Annotated in this window: 12 protein-coding genes; 2 read left to right on the forward strand and 10 right to left on the reverse strand. The window is 67.4% G+C overall.

What is annotated here, in order from left to right; translation table 11 throughout:
• Positions 1–188 precede the first annotated feature (188 nt).
• From SSA01S_RS03160 to SSA01S_RS03170, 4 genes are all read right to left on the reverse strand, one after another.
• The gene (locus tag SSA01S_RS03160; protein ID WP_082794901.1) at positions 189–524 is read right to left on the reverse strand and encodes a transposase; all 336 of its coding nucleotides are present in this window, start codon (positions 522–524) and stop codon (positions 189–191) included.
• Positions 525–661: 137 nt separating this feature from the next.
• Positions 662–1,243, reverse strand: a complete 582-nt coding sequence (locus SSA01S_RS19425) for a hypothetical protein (protein ID WP_156477648.1) — start codon at positions 1,241–1,243, stop codon at positions 662–664.
• 7 nt (positions 1,244–1,250) lie between these two features.
• A complete protein-coding gene (locus tag SSA01S_RS03165; RefSeq protein WP_061779179.1) occupies positions 1,251–5,768 on the reverse strand; it encodes an RHS repeat-associated core domain-containing protein in 4,518 nt (1,505 codons plus the stop codon).
• 12 nt (positions 5,769–5,780) lie between these two features.
• A complete protein-coding gene (locus tag SSA01S_RS03170) occupies positions 5,781–6,206 on the reverse strand; it encodes a DcrB-related protein (RefSeq protein ID WP_167348883.1) in 426 nt (141 codons plus the stop codon).
• A 231-nt stretch (positions 6,207–6,437) separates the two neighbouring features.
• On the opposite strand from SSA01S_RS03170, the gene SSA01S_RS03175 reads away from it, so the two are divergent.
• Together SSA01S_RS03175 and SSA01S_RS03180 are read left to right on the forward strand one after the other, a co-directional pair.
• Positions 6,438–7,466: a hypothetical protein gene (locus tag SSA01S_RS03175; protein ID WP_156477649.1), complete on the forward strand. Its 1,029-nt coding sequence runs from the start codon at positions 6,438–6,440 to the stop codon at positions 7,464–7,466.
• Entirely contained in the window at positions 7,466–8,077 is a 612-nt protein-coding gene (locus SSA01S_RS03180; protein WP_501193775.1) for an SEN1982 family lipoprotein, read from the forward strand. Before SSA01S_RS03175 ends, SSA01S_RS03180 begins: the two co-directional genes overlap by 1 nt.
• A 15-nt stretch (positions 8,078–8,092) precedes the next feature.
• On the opposite strand, the gene SSA01S_RS20135 is transcribed toward SSA01S_RS03180, so the two are convergent.
• From SSA01S_RS20135 to tssK, 6 genes are read right to left on the reverse strand one after another with little or no spacing between them, the layout of a single operon-like run.
• The gene (locus SSA01S_RS20135; RefSeq protein WP_061779182.1) at positions 8,093–9,898 is read right to left on the reverse strand and encodes a serine/threonine-protein kinase; all 1,806 of its coding nucleotides are present in this window, start codon (positions 9,896–9,898) and stop codon (positions 8,093–8,095) included.
• A complete protein-coding gene (locus SSA01S_RS03190) occupies positions 9,895–10,659 on the reverse strand; it encodes a PP2C family protein-serine/threonine phosphatase (protein WP_061779183.1) in 765 nt (254 codons plus the stop codon). The genes SSA01S_RS20135 and SSA01S_RS03190 overlap by 4 nt, the downstream gene beginning before the upstream one ends.
• Positions 10,656–11,108 (reverse strand): type VI secretion system-associated protein TagF, encoded by a 453-nt coding sequence (tagF, locus tag SSA01S_RS03195; protein ID WP_061779184.1) that lies wholly within the window; start codon positions 11,106–11,108, stop codon positions 10,656–10,658. Before tagF ends, SSA01S_RS03190 begins: the two co-directional genes overlap by 4 nt.
• Positions 11,109–11,118: 10 nt before the next feature.
• Positions 11,119–14,616, reverse strand: coding sequence for a type VI secretion system membrane subunit TssM (gene tssM / locus SSA01S_RS03200; RefSeq protein WP_061779185.1), 3,498 nt, complete (start codon positions 14,614–14,616; stop codon positions 11,119–11,121).
• Positions 14,616–16,040, reverse strand: coding sequence for a type VI secretion system protein TssL, long form (tssL, locus tag SSA01S_RS03205; RefSeq protein ID WP_061779186.1), 1,425 nt, complete (start codon positions 16,038–16,040; stop codon positions 14,616–14,618). Before tssL ends, tssM begins: the two co-directional genes overlap by 1 nt.
• On the reverse strand, positions 16,037–17,377 hold the full coding sequence (tssK, locus tag SSA01S_RS03210) for a type VI secretion system baseplate subunit TssK (RefSeq protein WP_240954747.1): 1,341 nt from the start codon (positions 17,375–17,377) through the stop codon (positions 16,037–16,039). Before tssK ends, tssL begins: the two co-directional genes overlap by 4 nt.
• Positions 17,378–17,413: the final 36 nt, after the last annotated feature.

Raw genomic sequence — 17,413 nt, forward strand, 5'->3', positions numbered from 1 at the left:
CCCCTCGTCATCCAAGATGCAGCAGCCTTATCTTTCCGTCGAGATGGTCAGAGATTTTGCGACGGGCCGATCGGGTGCCGGCTCGGCCGTTGGGCACCCACAGGGCAAGGCAGTGGCCCCGTGCTTTGCCGGACGTGGTAATGGGAGGAGCGAGACCGACCTTCCCGTTACCTAGGGATAAGACTCAATTAGATCCAGAATACTAGAGCGGTTGCGATGGCGACGCCTGAGAGGAAGTTGGCGGCGAGTTTGTCGTAGCGGGTGGCGACAGGGCGGAAGTCTTTGAGACGGCAGCAAGGCAATCTCGATGAGGTGCCCGCCACGGTATCGGTCCTTGTCGTATCGGATGGCTCGTTTCCAGTTGCGTCGCCCGGAATGACGGGAATGGCTCCAGCATCGCGGAGCGAGCGGCGCAGTCGGTCGGCGTCATAGCCTCTGTCACCAACGAGATAACGCATGCGCCCGGCCCGTTCGAGAAGCGCAGGCGCCGCTTTACCGTCGCTGACGTTGCCGGCCGTCAACATCGACACTTAGGGGCAACCACTGAACCTCGGCCAGCATCGTATCGGCGTCGACACCGGCGAACACCTACACGCTGACCAACTAGCACAGCCTCACCGTAAGTTTTATCACATTTCCTTTGATTTCATAAGTATAATTTTTAGTCAAATAGAAATTCAAGCCAATTTGACTTTTCTTCAGACCCAAGCGAATTTATCACTGATTTATTTACCTCTTCACAAATACTTTTTGGTATCGAAAAATCATCATCAAATATATCTTTCGAATTTTCGATTACAAAAAAATCAGCCCATCTATCCAGAATATTTAAGTATTCGCAAAAGTTGGACGCCAAGCGTTTATACTGCCATTTTCCTTCACCGTGACGAGAAAACCATACAACGCCACTTACGTCGATCGTAACAGGGTCTCCAGCCCATGCAGAAATAACATAATGATTTGCATCCCATGCCTCTGAGGCCTGCCCCGTATTAGCATCGAAACGGTAGCCCGCCTGAGCTTCTACAATTTCCGAAAGCGCAAAGAAAGACAAAGTCTCTGCAGTCCAAGGCAGTTCAATTCCACCCGCGTAACCCACCTCCTTAAAAGCGCGAATAAAATCTACGCCAAATATATGCTCCAGATATTCTTTATCATTCTCAGAGGGATACTCCACGCGGTAAGCAAGATCACACTTATCCAAGGTGGAAACCCACTGCTTAAAGGTATCGCGATAATCCATAATATTCCTATCCGCATCCTGCTTTGAAAGCGTCAATCATTGCCTGACGATCAATCAAGCGTCCTTTGGTATCATTATGATAATCACCCCGGTGGCCTGTTAACGCATGAAGGTGGTCATTCGGCATGCCAACCTTACCGTTTTTAAGAAATCGAATGTTGCGTGGATCACCTTTCCAATCCGGTGCAGATGCAACGTTATTTATATGGTGTCCGGTATAGCCTTCAACCGTGCCTGTCCTGAGCAATTCAGCTTTTTGCGCATCCGTCCAGTTAACGGTTCCCGATCCAGTCGTGCTGACCAGCTGTCGTTCCAGAGCCCAAGCGCGATTTACGCCTGTTGTACGTCCGCCTAACTGGGGCTTTAACGAAGCTGAAATTGGATATTTGACCGTTCCCGGTGCGTCCTGAAGCCCCTCCGGGTCCATCCACTGCAACGGGTCATGCACATAGGCATGGGTCCGCAGGCCGCCATCGACGCCGATCGGGTCGGGGGACAGATACTGGCCGGTTTCGGGATCGTAATAGCGGTTGAGGTTGTAGTGCAGCCCGCTTTCCGCATCCTCCCATTGCCCGGGAAAGCGCAGTGCGCAGGGTGACGCCCCGCACTCTCCTTCGGCCGCGCCGCCACCGCGTTCGCGCAGCAGCGCGCGGGCGGTGCGGGTGCGGCCCCAGAGTTCGGGCTCGGCGCGCCATTGGCATTGGCCGTCCTCGCCGAACAGCGCATGCGGCGCGCCCAGCTGGTCGGCGACGATCGGCAGCCACTGCGCCTCGGCCGGTATCGGTTCGGCGTCGACACCGGCGGGCACCAGTTCCTTGGCCAGCGGCCGCAGACCGTCGGGCTCGAAATGCCAGCGCTCGACCGAGAGGCTCTGGTCGCCCTCGCCTGCACCGGACCGATGCCAGGCCTCGGCCAGCGACGTGCCTTGCCAGACATAGTCGACCCGCCGCGCCGTCGGACCGCCGAGCAACACCTTGCCGACACGCCGCCCGAATGCGTCATAAGTATAGCGCCAGCGCGCGCCATCCGGCCCTTCCAGCTCAACCAGCCGATCGAACCCGTCCCAGCGATAACGCCAGCGACGCGGACGGAAGCCCTGCTCGGACAGAACGCGCTCGACCATTCGCCCACGAGCATCGTAGCGGAAGCGATTGGCCCCCGCCTTCACCACACAGTCGTGCCAGTAGCGATGCTCGCCCGCCAGCCCTTCGGCCAAGTTCATCAACGCGTCGTAGCGATAGGCCTCGCGCGCGCCGGGACGCTCGACGGCAACGGCCTGGTCACGCAGGTCATAGTGGAAACGCGTGTCGCCGCGCGCGACAGACGTCCCCGCCTCGCTGATCCCCGCCAGCCGCCCGGCACGATCCCAATCGTAACGGCGCACCAAATCGCCCGGCCCCTGCCGCGCGCCCGAAAACACGGCCACACCCCCGGCGCGCTGTTCCGCCAGGCGGCCTGCCGGATCATAGGCCTGGGTCAGTTGAAAGGCGGTGCGCACCCCGATCGCGGCCGCCTCGCGCAGTGTCTCCAGCCCGCTCGCATCATGGTCGAAGCGCAGCGCATGGCCGTTGCTTTCATAACGGCGCAGCAGCCCCGCCTCGTCGAACCGCAGCTGGGTCGTGCCGCTGGGACTGGTGCGACCGGTACAGCGCCCCGCCTCGTCATAGCGATAGGTGACGGCGATGCCGTTCTGCTCTTCGGCGACCAAGCGGCCCTTGTCATCATATCGCAGCGCGACATCGGCGATCGGTCGGGCTGCGCCCTCGACCCGCGTCCACGTCGTCGCGCCGACCAGCCGGTCCGCCTCGTCATAGCGATAGGAGATCGCATCCTCGCCGGCGATCACCCGGGCGATGCGGTCGCGATCATCCCACTCGAAATGCTGCTCGGTCGAATCCGGCATCCGCTTGGCGAGCACGCGGCCCAGCGCGTCGCGGTGATAGAGCGTCTCGCGTCCGGCCCAGTCGATCTGCGCCGCGAGCCGCCCGGCCGCATCATAATGGAAATGCCATTCCTGACCGGCCGCATTGCTGATCGCGGCCAGTCGCCCCGGGCCGTCATAGGCGAAGCCGGTGCTCGCGCCGAGCGGGTCGATCGTCCGGCGCAGCGTGTCGAAGGCGCCGTGGACGAAGCGGGTCGCCTGCCCGTCGCCGCGGATACGCGCGGCTAGCAGCCCTTCACCGTCATAAGCAAAGCGGGTTTCGCCGCCATCCGGCGTCCGGGCCAGGCTGACCGCGCCACGCGGATTCTCCGCCGACCGCTCATAGGCCCAGGCGCTGGTGCGCCCGGCGGGATCGGTCAGCTCCAGCAACCGCCCGAACCGGTCCCAGCGATAGCGGGTGACCCGCTCCTGACCCGACGCGCTGGGGGGATCGTGACGGGCGACGGGCCGTCCGGCCGCGTCGTTATCGTACCGGACGATGCCCGCGCCGACGACGCGTTCCTCGACCAGCGCACCGCGCTCATCATAGCGCGCCGTGCCCTTGACCCCATCGGCCCCGGTCCAGCGGACGATGTTGCCGCCTTGGTCGCGGACCCAGCTGGCCGTGCCGTCCGGTCCCTCGAACCCGACCAGCGCGCCCCACCGGTCGTAGCGCCAGCCCCAGCTGCGCCCGGCCCAGTCGGTCTGCGCGATCAGGCGGCCGTCGCCGTCATAGGCGAAGCGCGTCTCGCGACCGGCAGGGTCGATGCGCCGTTGCAGCCGCTCCAGCGCGTCCCACTCGCTGACCGTGCGTGCGCCGAGCGGATCGATCTCCTCGACGACCAGGTTGTTCGCATCATAGCGAAAGCTGGTGACCGCGCCGGTCGCATCGACATAGCGCGACAGGCGTTCCTCGGGAAAATAGAGGAAACGGTCGTTGAACATGCCGTCGCCGGTGCGCGTGCCGATAACGCGCCCGGCCGCATCATAGGCGATCTCGACCTGGGTCGGCCCGCTGTCCCGCCATCCGTTGAGCCAGCCCTCGGGCGAATAGCGATAATGGAACTCACCCGTGAACGCGCCCAGCACATCCCGCAGATGCCCGGCCGCATCGTAGCGATAGCGAACCAGTGGCTCGCGCTCGCCCTCCATCCAGAGCGCGCTGAGCCAGCCCTCGGGCGTGGTGTCGACACGGAAGGTCGTGCCGTCGGGCACACGGATCGCACGGAGATGACCATCGGCATCGCGCGCGAAATCGATGCGGTTGCCGTTCCGGTCCTCGATCCCCGCCATCAGCATCAGCGCGGGATCGCGGGCGGGCGCGAACAACAGGAATTGCTGGCTGCGGCTGTCATAGAGGCGCAGGGCCTCGCGCGGTCCGGTCAGCCGGTAATAGGGCGCCTTGAGGTGCCGGGCATCGACATGACGGTCATTGCCAATCGCGAAGACCAGTCGCTGGCCACCCGCATCCTCGAGCAGCGCGGTGCCCGCCTCCGTATCGATCAGAAGCCGCTGAGACCAGTTGCAGATCCAGCGCGGGCCCAGCATCCCCTCGACCCGCATCCGGCCGGGATAGGTCCGCTCCAGCCGCAGCGGCAACAAGCCTGGATATTCGAAATCGATTCGGGCATCGGCATAGTCGCCGGTGACCACATCGACCGGCTCGCCGAACAGCCGCCGCAACGAGCCGTCGAGCAGGCCCCCCTGGCGGACCGCAGACCGCATCCCCGCCACCTCGGCGACCGACAGCAGCAATTGTTCGGCGACCGAGAATTCGGCGTCCGGCGTGCCATAGCTGCCGGTGGTGGAGTCGCCGAGGATCGTCTCGCACCCCTGCTGCACCACGGCGTCGCAGGACAGCTTGTGGCCGATCCGCGCCATGGGCAGGCCGTTGATGAAGATGGTCTTGCTGCCCTCGATAATCGTCGAGGGCGGATTGCCGGGATGCTTGGTACAGGCCGCCGTGTCGGTAACACGCGCCGCCCGCTTGCCTTCGAAAAAGACGTTGGGCGAGCCGCTGGTGATCGGCCCGGACAGGGTGGCGGTCTTGGACCCCGCGCCCGCGATCGCGCTGGTGACGAAGCCGCCCGCCGCCCCCGCACCAAAGGCGACCGCGGCCCCCACCAGCGGGGCGGCCATGCCCGCCGTGCCGATGATCGCCGCGGCGCTGACCGCCACCACTGCGCCCACCACGATCCCGGCCGCGATCCCCGCAAGCAGGCCGTTGAAGGTGTTGCTGTGCGCGATCTGGTGCTCGACATGCGCCGCCTGTCGTCCGGACGAGGCGATCCGCTGCGCCCCGAATTGCTGCGCGACCCAGAAGGCCCCTTCGTCCGCATGGACCTGTTCGGCCAACCAGGCCCCCGCCATCGCCCCGGCGATCGGCGCCGCGACGCGACCCGCAAAGCACTTCAGTGCGGTCACCCCGCCCGACGCTCCGGCCGAATAGGCCCCGGCCGCCAGGATGCCTGCCGAGGCGACATGCCCCGTCGTGGCGATGGCCGAGACCGTGCCCGCATTGCTCGCCTCGGCCGTCCGCTCCCGGAGAGCGCGCAGCTTTTCGTCGGCCGTCGGCTCCGGAGCAGAGGTGATGCCGCCTGCCACGAACCCCCTCCGTCAGGCGGTCGCGAAGGTAAAAGAGGTTATCGCAGCGACCAGCGCGTTGCGGCTTTCCGCGTCCGGGCCGCCCGGGATCGACCCCGTGAAGTTCAGGATCGCATCCTCGCGGTGAAGCACCATGGCGACGACCTGCTGAATCGGTTTGCCGTCGCTGCGCCAGGCAATCTCCAGAAAATGCGCCTCGCGACCGTCAATCTGTCCGGCAGTGTCGGCGATCAACTCGAACCCGGCCAACTGGGCCGCGAAATTCTGCCGCTGCTGGATCACATAATCCTGAAAGGTCAGGCCCAGCGCCAGCCGGTCGCGCGCGATGACCAGGCTGGTGCCCTGCACCTTGGCGTCCCGTGGCATCAGCACATTGATGCTCTGATCCTGCCACGGCGTGGGTGAGGTCAGTGATCCTTCATCGATCCGATACGCCATGCGCATTGTCTCTCGCTACTGATCGCCGTGCCCGTAGGTAGCGGCTCGAAAAGACGACGCCTACCCTCTACGAAATTGCATTCGTTTTCGGCGGTGCCGCGCCAAGAAACAAAGCCCAACCATCGTATCGGGGGAGCATTTCATCGCTTTTACGGTTCTTACCCCCTACGAGCGACCATAGACCGTCCTCCGGGTGGAACGGGGCGTCTTGGGACAATCAGGGAGAAGTCCGTGGCGGATCGATTGCAGACCTATCGAAATCAGGTCAGCGACGCGGTGGATGCTTGGCAGGCCAATGTCTGCAACCCCTATATCATCGCCTATAATACGGCGTACAAAAGCTATGCCGACGTCTTCAAGAAGCAGGACGACAGCGACAAGGCCCGCGCCGAGTTGTTCGTCACGGCCGCGGCGATCCTGCCGGGTTCGATCCTGATGGCGACCGCCGCCACATCGTCGCTTCGGGTGATCGCGAACCGCACGGCGGTGCGCCTGCTGGCCGGGCGCAGCACCTCGCGTGCGCTGGGCGTCTATAACGCGGTCGCCAGCAACGCGACCGCCACCTTCGCGATCGGCAAGGCACTGGACATCGTCAAGGACGAGACCGGCAAGGCCATCAAGGACTCGGTGGTGAAGACCATGAGCAACACCCGCGACCTGCTGGCGACCGATCCGCTGAACCGCGACAAGCAGCTCAACAGCTGGCTGATCAATCACAAGCTGCTGGCCTATGACGCCGCCGATGCGATCGAGCGCAGCCGGTCGATGAGCGAGCGGGACAAGCAGCGCGCCTATGACCTGCTGCGCGCCGCGCCGATCGCCAACAAGCCGAACGGCAAGATCGACCCCGCCCGCCTGTCGCCCAAAATCGAGCTGGGCTTCTACATGCTGTGGCTGCTCGACTCCGACGAGCTGGTGACCCAGACCGCACCGGCAGGCCCTTACGGCGGCGGCGGGCGGTACAGCAGCAAGCCGATCGACGCGCTGCCGAGTTCCAAGGATTATCCGCGCGGCAATACCGATCCCAAGCGGGGACCCATCCAATGGGTCGGCGTGACCCGGCCGGGTGGCGATGTCGAGGACCAGATCGACAAAGTCCACAAACAAGTCCGTGGCAGCGCCTTTTATGCGCCGGGCGGCTGGTTCGGCAAAAGCGATGTCAACCAAGCGCGTCTGAAGGAAGTGGCCGAGGCCGAGCGCGTGCTCGCCTGGCTGTCGGACAAGACGCAACCGCTCGCCCCGCTGGGGCTGCGTACGTGATGCGCGTCGGGGCCATGGGGGTTGCGACGCTGGTCCTGCTGGCCGCGTGCAGCGAGGGGAAGAGCCAGCCCCAAGGCGATCGCGGCGACGCGCTGGCCCAGCTCCGCGCGCAGCTGGACGGGCAACGGCAATGCGCACCGCTTTTGTCGGGCACCACGCCGATCGAGTTCAGTGCCGACGCTCTGAGCGGTCCCAAGGTCGATGCACTGGTCGCCGCCGGACTGGTCCGCCGCGTCCCCCTGCCCGCTACCGGTGATCGACCGCGCGTGCGGATCGAGCCGACCACCGAGGGAAGCCGGGACATCTGGCTGCGTCGGCTCGATCCCACCAGCCCGGCCGAACCGTTGCTCTGCTATGGCCGCAAGCAGGTCGTGGCCGTGCATCCCGAGGGCAAGGATACGCTGCGTTATGATTACCGCGTCGAACAGGCGCCCGCCTGGACCGGGAGAACGGATATTCGGGCGGCCCTTCCGTTCCTCGCGCGCCAGCTGGGCGAGGTCCACCGGGCCGAACAGGTGGCGACGCGCGAGGACGGGCGGTGGGTGTTGGCAGGCGATACCGGTCGCGACGCCAGCGCCGAACTGCCGCCGAGCGAAGGCTTCTTCCCGTAGTAACCTGTTTCCCGCTCAGTCCTTCGCGTCGTCGACCGATCGGAACCAGATCATGTCGGTCTGCCACCCCTGTTCGGCGGCGCGTTGCACGAGTTTCGTGCGCCAGGCGGCATCGCGGGCCCCCAGAGGCGGCGCGATGATCGCCGGATCGAACGGCCCTTTGCCCGTCACCAGCAACAGCCCCGACCAACCCTGGTGATCGAGATCGAGTTGCAGGCGGTAGCGATCATTGCCCAGATCGGTGACCGGTACGCCGTTGCGCGACATGCGCAATCGCTCCGTGAAGGCCGCACGGCTGGGAATCAGCATGTCGATCGCCCCGGACGGCTCCAGTCCGACCAACGCGAAATCGAGCGACGGATCGCCGATCGCGATGCCGACGATGGCATTCGCGGCCAGCTTGCCCGCAAAGGCCGAGCCCGGCGGCTGGGTCCGCATCTCGAACCGCCGCTGTGGCACCGACAGGCGATTGCGCCCCGTCGCGCGGATCTGGCGATACGCATCGAGCGCGGCGCAGCCCGACTGGGTGATCGGCGACACATCGGCGAAGTCGATCGCGCTGGCAGTCAGCCCCTGGGCCTGGAGGGTGCGAACGATCTCGGACTGCGCATCAGTGGGATTGCCCGCCACGCCCGTCAGCGCGACGCGCGGGCCCGCAGGGCTCTGCGTGACCGACACGATGCGTAACCAAGTACAGCTGACCGACGGCAGGGCCGCGTCGATCGCGTCGCGGGCGCGGGCAACCGGGTCGCTGGCCACCGCGGCCGGTGCGGACGATGACGATGACGGCCGGTCGCGCAAGATCAGCCATCCCAGCAGGATCGCGGCGACCAGCGCGCCGATCAGCGCCACCGGCCACCAGCGCGGCCATCGCCCGGTGCTCGCCCCCGGAACCTCGGCCGCATCCAGCGCGGCCAGCACCGCGCCCATGGTCTGGAATCGCTCGGCCGGGTCCGGGCGGACCATGCCCGCCACCACCGATCGCAGCGGCTGCGGTACGGCGGACAGGTCGATGCCCGCACGCCTTTTGTCGACCGCATCGACCAGCGTCCCGCCCAGACCCAGATCGCTTCCCTGCGCCACGGCCGCGATGACCAGCCCCAGGCTGTACACATCGGTCCACGGCCCCATGGCCCGGCCGAAATCGCCCAGCTGCTCGGGCGCGACGTAACCCAGCTTGCCCGCGAAACCATCGCCGATCACCGTCGCGGTGCCCGGATCGAGATCCTTGGCGATGCCGAAATCGATGAGCTTGGCCGCGGCCAGTCGCCCGCCGGGCATCAGCACATTGTCGGGCGAGACGTCGCGGTGGATCGCCCCCAGCGCATGGGCCGCCGCCAGACCGGAGGCCAACCGCCGCAGCAGTGCCCCCAGTTCCTGCGCACTGGGCTTCAGGCTGGACAGGACGTCGGACAGGCTGGCACCGTCGATATATTCGGTGACGATATAGAGGACGCCCAGCTCGGGCTCCTGCGCCAGAACGCGGTATTGGACGACCGCCTCGTGATGCAGCCGGGTCAGCGTCTGCGCCTCGCGCCGGAACAGCGTGATGACATTGGGGTCGGCCGCCAGCGCGGGCAACATCACCTTGATCGCCACCCGTTCGTCGGTGATGATGTTGGCGCCGACGAACACCTCGCCCATGCCGCCCCGCGCCAGAAAGCCGGTGACGGCGAACATATGGTTCAGGACATCGCCGACCTTGATCGCAGTGCCGCCGGGTCGGGGCGCAGGCGCAGCTTCACCCCCGCCACCCGCATCAAACACCGTGCGTTCGGGATCGAAGACGGTCCGGTCGTCGTCACCATCGATCGGCGTCATGCGCGTCCCCCGCCCGCATCGGCGAAGGTCAGACGCGTCGCCTCCTGCGCCGCCACGACGATCGCCGTGACGTTATCCGGTGCGCCGCGCGCCAGCGCCTGGGCGAGCAGCGCCTCGACCGCTTCGGAGGGAGAGGAGCGCGACAACGACTGCCGCAATTCCTCGTCCACCACCGGCCCCGACAGACCGTCGCTGCACAACAGGAAGCGGTCGCCCGGCTCGACGCTGTCGGCGACCACGTCGACCGCGATCCGTGCGCCCACCCCGACCGCCCGCGCCAGCACATGGCCACGCGGGTGATGCGCGGCGTCCTCCGGCGCGATCAGCCCGCGATCGACCATTTCCTGCACCTGGCTGTGATCACGGGTCAGCGGCACCAGCATGTCGTCGCGCAACAGATAGGCCCGGCTGTCCCCTACCCACAAGGCCGCGAACCGATCGCCCCGGATCAGCAGCGCGACGACGGTCGAGCCCATCTGCTGCTCGCGACGCTGCGCCTCGGCCCAGATACGACGGTTGGCGCTGTGCACCCCATCCGCCACCGTCTGCACCGCCGCGTCGAAATCGGCGGGCAGTTCGACGCCCTCCAGCGCCTGGACCACGGCATGGGCCGCCCAATCGCCATGGGCATGGCCGCCCATGCCGTCGGCCACAACCCACAGCCCGTCCTGGGGCCGTTCGCAGTGGCGATCTTCGTTAACCCGGCGGACGAGGCCGGGATGGGTGGTGGCAGTGCTGACGAGGCGCAGGGGCATGTTCATGCGACCGCATCCGACAGCATCGCGGTCACGATATCGAGGGGGAAGGCGTCGTCCCGTGCTTCCCGCCCGTCCAGCGACGACCAGCGGGTCACGGAGCTCGACGCCCCCGGCCCCAGGGCCTCCACGACCCGGTCCGCGTCCCAGCGTTCGGCGATCGCGGCATAGGCCAGATCGTCCAGCCCGTCCCCCTGCCCGCCCAGTAGGATCAAGGGATAGCGCCGCCCGGCCGCATCCTGCGACGCGGCGATGATGCCGCCGACGCCGGGGCCCTCGCCGATCCAAGGTTGCGCGATGTCGAACCGCTCGGCGAAGGTCGGGCCGAAATGCCGCTGCGCCTGCTCCATCGATACGGTCAGCCAGGCGTCGAGGGCGGCGCGCTCTTCGCCGGAACAGCCGCGCGCGACGAAATCGCCATGAGCGGGCAATTTGCCGAACAAACGGGCCGTCATCGCCGCGCCCTCACAGGCTGGCCGGGCAGCGGAAGGACCACAGGCCTGCCCGACTGAACGGATTGGTAGTGCTCGGCAGCTGGATCAGCAGCACGGTCCGCTGCGGCCCGTCGCCAAAGGCGGCGCGGATCGCCTGGGCCCCGGCATTCTGCTTGTCGGCGCGGTCCATCAGGCGGAACAGGGCCCAGGGTCCTTCGGTCTCGATCCGCGCCGCTTCGGCACCGGGCGCGGCGTCGGCATCGGCGGCGGGCTGCGCAGCGCCGGGACGGTACAGCACGACCGACGCCTCGGGCAGGCTGCCCGTCACCGACCAGATCAGCGGCCGGGGCTTGTTGTCCTGCGGCGTGAAGCGATAGCGGGTGCCGCCGCTCGCCACCTCGACCGTGCCGATATCGCTGCCGAAACTGGCGACCGACACCTTGATCGGCAGCCCCGCCGCCAGCAGCTCGCGCAGCTTGACCGCGCGCGCCAGCGTTTCCGGCGTCGCGGGGTTCAGCGCCGCCGCCACCGGATCGCCCTCTCGCCAGCGCCATACCGCGCCCGAGGTGTCGATCATCGGCATCAGCCGTTGCTGGACGAAGCCATCGAACACCCCGCCCATGCCGAAGACGCGGAGCGTGTCAGCCATGGGGGCATCCGCCTTCGCGCTGGCGAAAAAAGGGTAATGCTCCTGGGCAACCTCCCGACAGGCTGGCAGGACCGTCTGGGCATAGGCATCGCCGACCGCGCCGCTCGCCGCGCCGACCTGGGCCCGGGTGCCGCCGCTCGCCGCCGCATTGACGAAGCCTTGCAACTGCGGCGGAGCCCCCGCCGCCGCCGCGCGGACCGAGGCGAGCGCGGTGGCCATCTGGGCCTGGGTGGTGTCCGAACCGCCGCCGCCGCCGACCGAGCGCGCGGCGATCACCGCCTGCCCCGCCGCCTTGATCCCGGCAATGAAATCATCGATCGGCGCGCTGCCGCGTCCATCGCCGACATATTCGTGCAGCGAGGCGAAATAGGCGGTGATCTCGTCGCCCGCATCGATCCCCCGCGCCCGGTCGCGGCCGATCTCGTCGGCGACGCGCCCGAACCGCGACCGGTTCATGCCATAGCGCCCCGCGCGCGCCAGCCCGGCCTGCACGCCGCCGGAGAAGATCGTGTTCTTGCGCAGCTCCAGCAACACGCGCTTGAGCGGTGACGGGCTCTTCGTCAGGGCGCCAAAGGCCGCCGTGTCGGAGAAATAGGCCGCCGGTTTCATCGCCGCGACCACGCCTTCCCATGCCGCGATATAGTCCTTGGCGTACAGACCCGCGACACCCGGCCGGACGTTGCTGAGTTCCTGCCCGACGCCCGCCTCTTCCGCGCCGCCCAGCACCCACAGATCCTTCTTCAGATCCTGCTGCACCGTGGCGAGACCCGGCAGATAGGCTTTCTCATACCCCGCCCGCGTGAAGAAATAGGGGATACGCATCGCCGCCAGCTGCTCGGGCGCGGCGAAGGCAAGCGCGTCGCCCTGCGACAGGACGTTCGCGACCTCCCAGGCCGGGCCCGCCGATGCCGCCTTCTGCTTCATCACCGCATAGGCGCGGTCGGCGAGGCTCAACGTCTGCACCGCCGCCCGCGCGCTGGCGACCAGTTGCCCGTCCAGCGGCGGCCGGCGATTGGGCCAGACCGAGGCCATGTCCCGGTCCTCCAGCAGCGCATCGAGATGGCCGGTCAAGGCCGCCCGCTCGGCTTGGCTGTCGGCACCGGGATAAAGGTCATTGGCCCAGTCCGCCGTCACCCAGGCCTTGACCGCCTTGGCATCCATCGGTCCTTGCTGGCCCAGCATCAGATAGACTTTCAGCGGCTCGTATAGACGCATCGGATCGCGTCCATCGGCCTTCATCACCGCCTCCAGCCGAAGGAGCAGGCGCGGCAGCATCACGCGGCGCAGCGCATCGCGATACGTCTCCTCCGCGCGCTGGCTGAGGCCACCCTGATAAAGGCCGAAGGTCATCGCCAGCGACGGGCCGCCCTGGCGCCGTTCGGCATAGCCGCGCGGCAGGTTGCGCAGCGTGTCGAGCGCGGGAATGGCGGTGCGCAGATCGGCATCGTCCTCGCGCACCTGGGTCAGGTCGACCCCCGCCTCGCGGAACTGCTGCTCGGCGCGCGCGCTGGCCTCGGTCAGCGCGGTCTGGAACGCGCGGTTGCGCGTATAGCTCACGCCCCAGGCCGCCAGCACCAACGCACTCACCACCGCGATGCCGCCCAGCGCCGCGATCATCTGGCGACGCAGGCGTCCCTTGGCCTTGGGATCGGTCGTCACCAGCCCCGCTTCGGGGAACATCACCTCGGTCAGCAGGCGGTTGAGGAAATAGGCCCGGCCGCGTCCCGGTGCGGCCGCCTCGACCGGCTGTTCATAGACCTGCGCCATCGAGGCCAGGATGCGGTCGAGCGCCTCGCCCTCCTGCACACCGCTGGTCATGTAGAAGCCGCGCAGCACACCCGCCGCCTCGTCGCCCGCAACGAAAGCCCCATCGGCAAAGCGCATCAGCCGCGCGCGGAGCGACCGCAACTGCGCCGGAAAGCCGATCATCATGCCGCGCCGACGCTGGTCCACCTCCTCGAACAAGCGGCGGGCCTGGCGATCCGCAACCGCCTGCGTCGCTTCGTCAAAGGCGTGCGCCAGCGCCTCCGCACTCGGTCGGCCGTCCGCATGGGGCAAGGTAGCCCCCAGCACGGCGCGACGTCCCTCCACGTCGAGATCGTCGAAATATTCGGTGAAGCCCGCCAGCAGATCGGCCTTGGTGACGAGCAGATAGACCGGCACCGCGGTTTCCAGCGTACGGCGCAGCTCGACCAGGCGGCGGCGGACCGCGCGGGCATGGGCGTCGATCGCGGCGCAGTCGCTGCCCACCAGCGTATCGATGCCGATCGCCACCAGCACGCCGTTGATCGGCTGGCGCGGGCGATGGCGCTTGAGCAGGCCCAGAAACGCGTTCCAGCCCGCCGCATCGACCGTCGCATCGCTGTCCTGCGTCGTATAGCGACCCGCCGTGTCGACCAGCACCGCTTCATCGGCGAACCAGAAGTCCAGGTTGCGCGTACCGCCGATCCCACCCACCGCCTGTTCGACGAAGGGAAAACGCAGGCCCGAGTTCAGCAGCGCCGTCGTCTTGCCCGCGCCCGGCGGGCCGATGATGACATACCAGGGGCGGCTGTAGAGATAGTCGCGCCGTCCGCCCGCCGCCCCGCGCAGCTTGGTCAGCGCCTCGGTCATGCGGCGACCCAGCGCCTTGCCCTCCTCATCGGCGGCGTTGGGGCCCGCCAGTTCGGCGGCGATGGCATCAGCGGCCTTGCGGGCGGCCCGGCGGCGCAGGAACCACCACAGGGCCCAGGCCAGCGCGACCAGCACCACCGCGCCGATCCGCACCGGGATCGGACGGAAGAAGGCGACGAACAACGGCAGTCCAAACGCGAACAGCGCCGCGAGCAGTACCGCCGCCGTGATCGTCACGGCATACCAGTTCCGAAAAAAGCCCCGCATCAGTAACGCCTCGGCACGACGATCTCGACCCGACGGTTTTGCGACTTGCCCGCCGCATCGGCATTGGAGGCGATCGGCACGGTATCTCCCAATCCCTTGGTCGTGACCCGCGACGGGTCGGACAGGTCGCTGCGGATCAGCTTGGCGACCGTCTCCGCCCGCGCTTCGCTCAGGGCCATATTGTCGGGGAAGCGGACGGTGGCGACGGGGGTGTTGTCGGCATGGCCTTCGATCACCACCCCGCCCTTCTCATCCTCGATCGCCCGGCCGATACGGTGGAACAGCGTCTCGCGCCCCGGCTCCAGTTCGTCGGAGCCCGACCGGAACAACTGGCCGATGGTCGTGCGCACGCGAACCGTCTGCGCATCCTCCTCCACCTTCACCAGCCCTTCGCGGATTTCGGGTTCCAGGAAACGGCGCAGCTTGCTCGCCTGCGCACTGGCGGCGGCGGGCATGGCGGCGGCAGGACGCGACAGGGTCAGCCGCGCCTCGGGATTGAGCGCCGCCAGCCGGGTCGAGGGCGTATCGCCGCTCGACGCCAGCATCAGCCGCAGCACGACATAGACCAGCAGCAACAGCGCGAGCGCCCCCGCCCCGGCCAGGGCCAGCACGCTGAGGCCGACGCGCCCGACCGGCGCGGTCTCGCCCCGCCAATGCGGCACCAGCTCGACCTGCGACAGCGCGCGGACATGGGGCAGCGCGCCCTGCAACCGCGTCATGATCTCGTGCAGGCGACGGCGCCCATCGGGCATGACCCGGAAACGCCCCTCGAACCCGGCGGCAAGGCAGGCGTGGAACAGTTCGATCAGGTCGAGATTGTCGTGCGGCACGCGCAGCATGTCATCGACCAGCTGCCAGAAACGGTCGCCGCCGATATTCTCCTGGAAGAAGGTGACGACCATCGATCGCCGCGCCCATTCCGCGCCGTCGGTGCCGATTCCGGGCAGATTCTGCGCGATATCGTCGGCGGTGGCGCAGACGGCATATTTGGCGCGCTGGCGCTTTTCCTCGGGGTAATGCGGCTGGATCGCGCGCTCGAACCGCCCGATCGCGGCGGCGCACTGGCGATGCAGCTCGGGCATGGGCAGGCGGACACGCCCTGCGCGGACCGCCGCCAGCAGCGCCAGCACCGGCTCCGCCTCGGCCAGCATGATGTTGCGGATCGCGGGCGGCGTGGCGGGCAAGGGCACATCGTCCTCGCCCAGCCGCGAGGGCACCGGCCCCGGCGCGACCGGCGCGGCGGTGCGCGTGAGCGGCGGCGGCGCGGCATAGCCCTGTGCCGGGCCCTGGGCAGGCGGCGGCGGGCTCATGCTGCCCCAGGGCGCGGGTGGCGGCGGCGGCGGTGGCGCTCCGGCCGCGTCGCCCCGCTTCAGCCCTTGCAGGGGCGAGGGTCGGAATACGGTCTTGTCGCCGTCCTCGCTCATCGACCGCTCCGTTTGACGCACCAGAGTTCGAGCTTCAGCTGCGGCCAGTCGCCCGCGACATGCAGACCCAGCGCGGTCGCCTGCTGGAAATCGCGCCATTCGGCCACGCCACGATCCAGCTCGAAATAGACGAAGCCCGGCAGCACCCGCAACTGGGGCGGCGGGGTCGGCGTATGGCGCAACGGCACGCCGGGCAGCGCGGAATCGACGATCTGGCGCATCTTCTGCACCGTGCCGATCTTGGCGACCGAGGGGAACAGCCCCCGGATTTCCTCGACCGGCGAGGCGGCGGAGACAGCAAGATAGAAATAGCCCGTCTCGTAAAGCCCATGGTCGGTAATGCGCGAGACATAGGCGCCCGGCCCGGCCTGATCGAGCGGCAGCTGCAACGCAGACCGCTCGAACACCGCCGACAGCATCGATTGGAGCAGGTCGAATACCGGCTCGAAACAGGTCTGCGGATTTTCGTGATCGTAGCGCGGCAGCGGCGGTGCCTTGCGCTCGGGCCGGATCAGCGTCGCGATCTCGCCCGCCATCGAAATGAGCGTCTCGAACAGGCGCTCGGGATGGACGACGGGCAGGAATTGCAGATGCTCCAGCACCGGCAGCCAGCGGTTGAGCGCCTGGAGCAGCAGGAAGCTGGCAAAGGTGTCCGACCCGCCATCGGTCGCCTCCACCGCGCGCAGGGCGAGTTCCTCGGCGCGCTGGCTCGCGCGGCCGACGATATCCGACAGGCCGCCGCGCAGGCGCGGGGCGGCGGCGGAGTCCAGCGTCGGCGCGATATAGCGATCGTCGAACATGACGCGCCGGTTCTGCACCTCGCGCACCCGTGCCAGCCCCAGCGTGACGCGGCCGTAAATCTGGTCGCGGGTGATGCCGAAGCGCAGATTGGGGCGGCCCAGCCCGATCGGCTCGCTGGTCCGGTCGTCCGAAAAGGCATCGGCGACCTCGGCCTCGTCGACCAGATAGCGTGCGTCATGGCTGCGCGCATCGATATCGCGGAACTCGACCGCGCCGACCTGGGCCGCAGGCAGCGTCAGATAGACGATCGCATCCCGCGCATCGCCCGGCACGTCCAGCGGTTCAGGGGGCGGCAGGTCGTCGGGAATGGAAAAAGGCGTGCCGTCGGGCAGGATACCCACCGCCCGCGACACGGCGAACTTGCCCAGCGCCGCCAGATCCTCATCGATGGTGAGGGCGGTCAGTCCCCAGGCCCAGGGTCGGATCGAATCGACCCGTGCCCCCAGTTGCGCCTCGACAAAGCGATCCTGTGCCTGGAAATGCTGTGGCCGAAGGAACATGCCCTCGTGCCAGGCGACCCGATTCTTACCAGCCAATTGCTCTCCCCAAACAGGCTGACGGGCTGACATGGA

Origin of the sequence: Sphingomonas sanguinis NBRC 13937 (genome assembly GCF_001591005.1) — a bacterium.
Lineage (GTDB): Bacteria > Pseudomonadota > Alphaproteobacteria > Sphingomonadales > Sphingomonadaceae > Sphingomonas > Sphingomonas sanguinis.

Coding starts and splice junctions, on each gene's coding strand:
- SSA01S_RS03160 (WP_082794901.1), bottom strand. CDS start 524: ATGTTGACGGCCGGCAACGTCAGCGACGGTAAAGCGGCGCCTGCGCTT.
- SSA01S_RS19425 (WP_156477648.1), bottom strand. CDS start 1,243: ATGGATTATCGCGATACCTTTAAGCAGTGGGTTTCCACCTTGGATAAG.
- SSA01S_RS03170 (WP_167348883.1), bottom strand. CDS start 6,206: ATGGCGTATCGGATCGATGAAGGATCACTGACCTCACCCACGCCGTGG.
- SSA01S_RS03180 (WP_501193775.1), top strand. CDS start 7,466: ATGCGCGTCGGGGCCATGGGGGTTGCGACGCTGGTCCTGCTGGCCGCG.
- SSA01S_RS20135 (WP_061779182.1), bottom strand. CDS start 9,898: ATGACGCCGATCGATGGTGACGACGACCGGACCGTCTTCGATCCCGAA.
- SSA01S_RS03190 (WP_061779183.1), bottom strand. CDS start 10,659: ATGAACATGCCCCTGCGCCTCGTCAGCACTGCCACCACCCATCCCGGC.
- tagF (WP_061779184.1), bottom strand. CDS start 11,108: ATGACGGCCCGTTTGTTCGGCAAATTGCCCGCTCATGGCGATTTCGTC.
- tssM (WP_061779185.1), bottom strand. CDS start 14,616: ATGCGGGGCTTTTTTCGGAACTGGTATGCCGTGACGATCACGGCGGCG.
- tssL (WP_061779186.1), bottom strand. CDS start 16,040: ATGAGCGAGGACGGCGACAAGACCGTATTCCGACCCTCGCCCCTGCAA.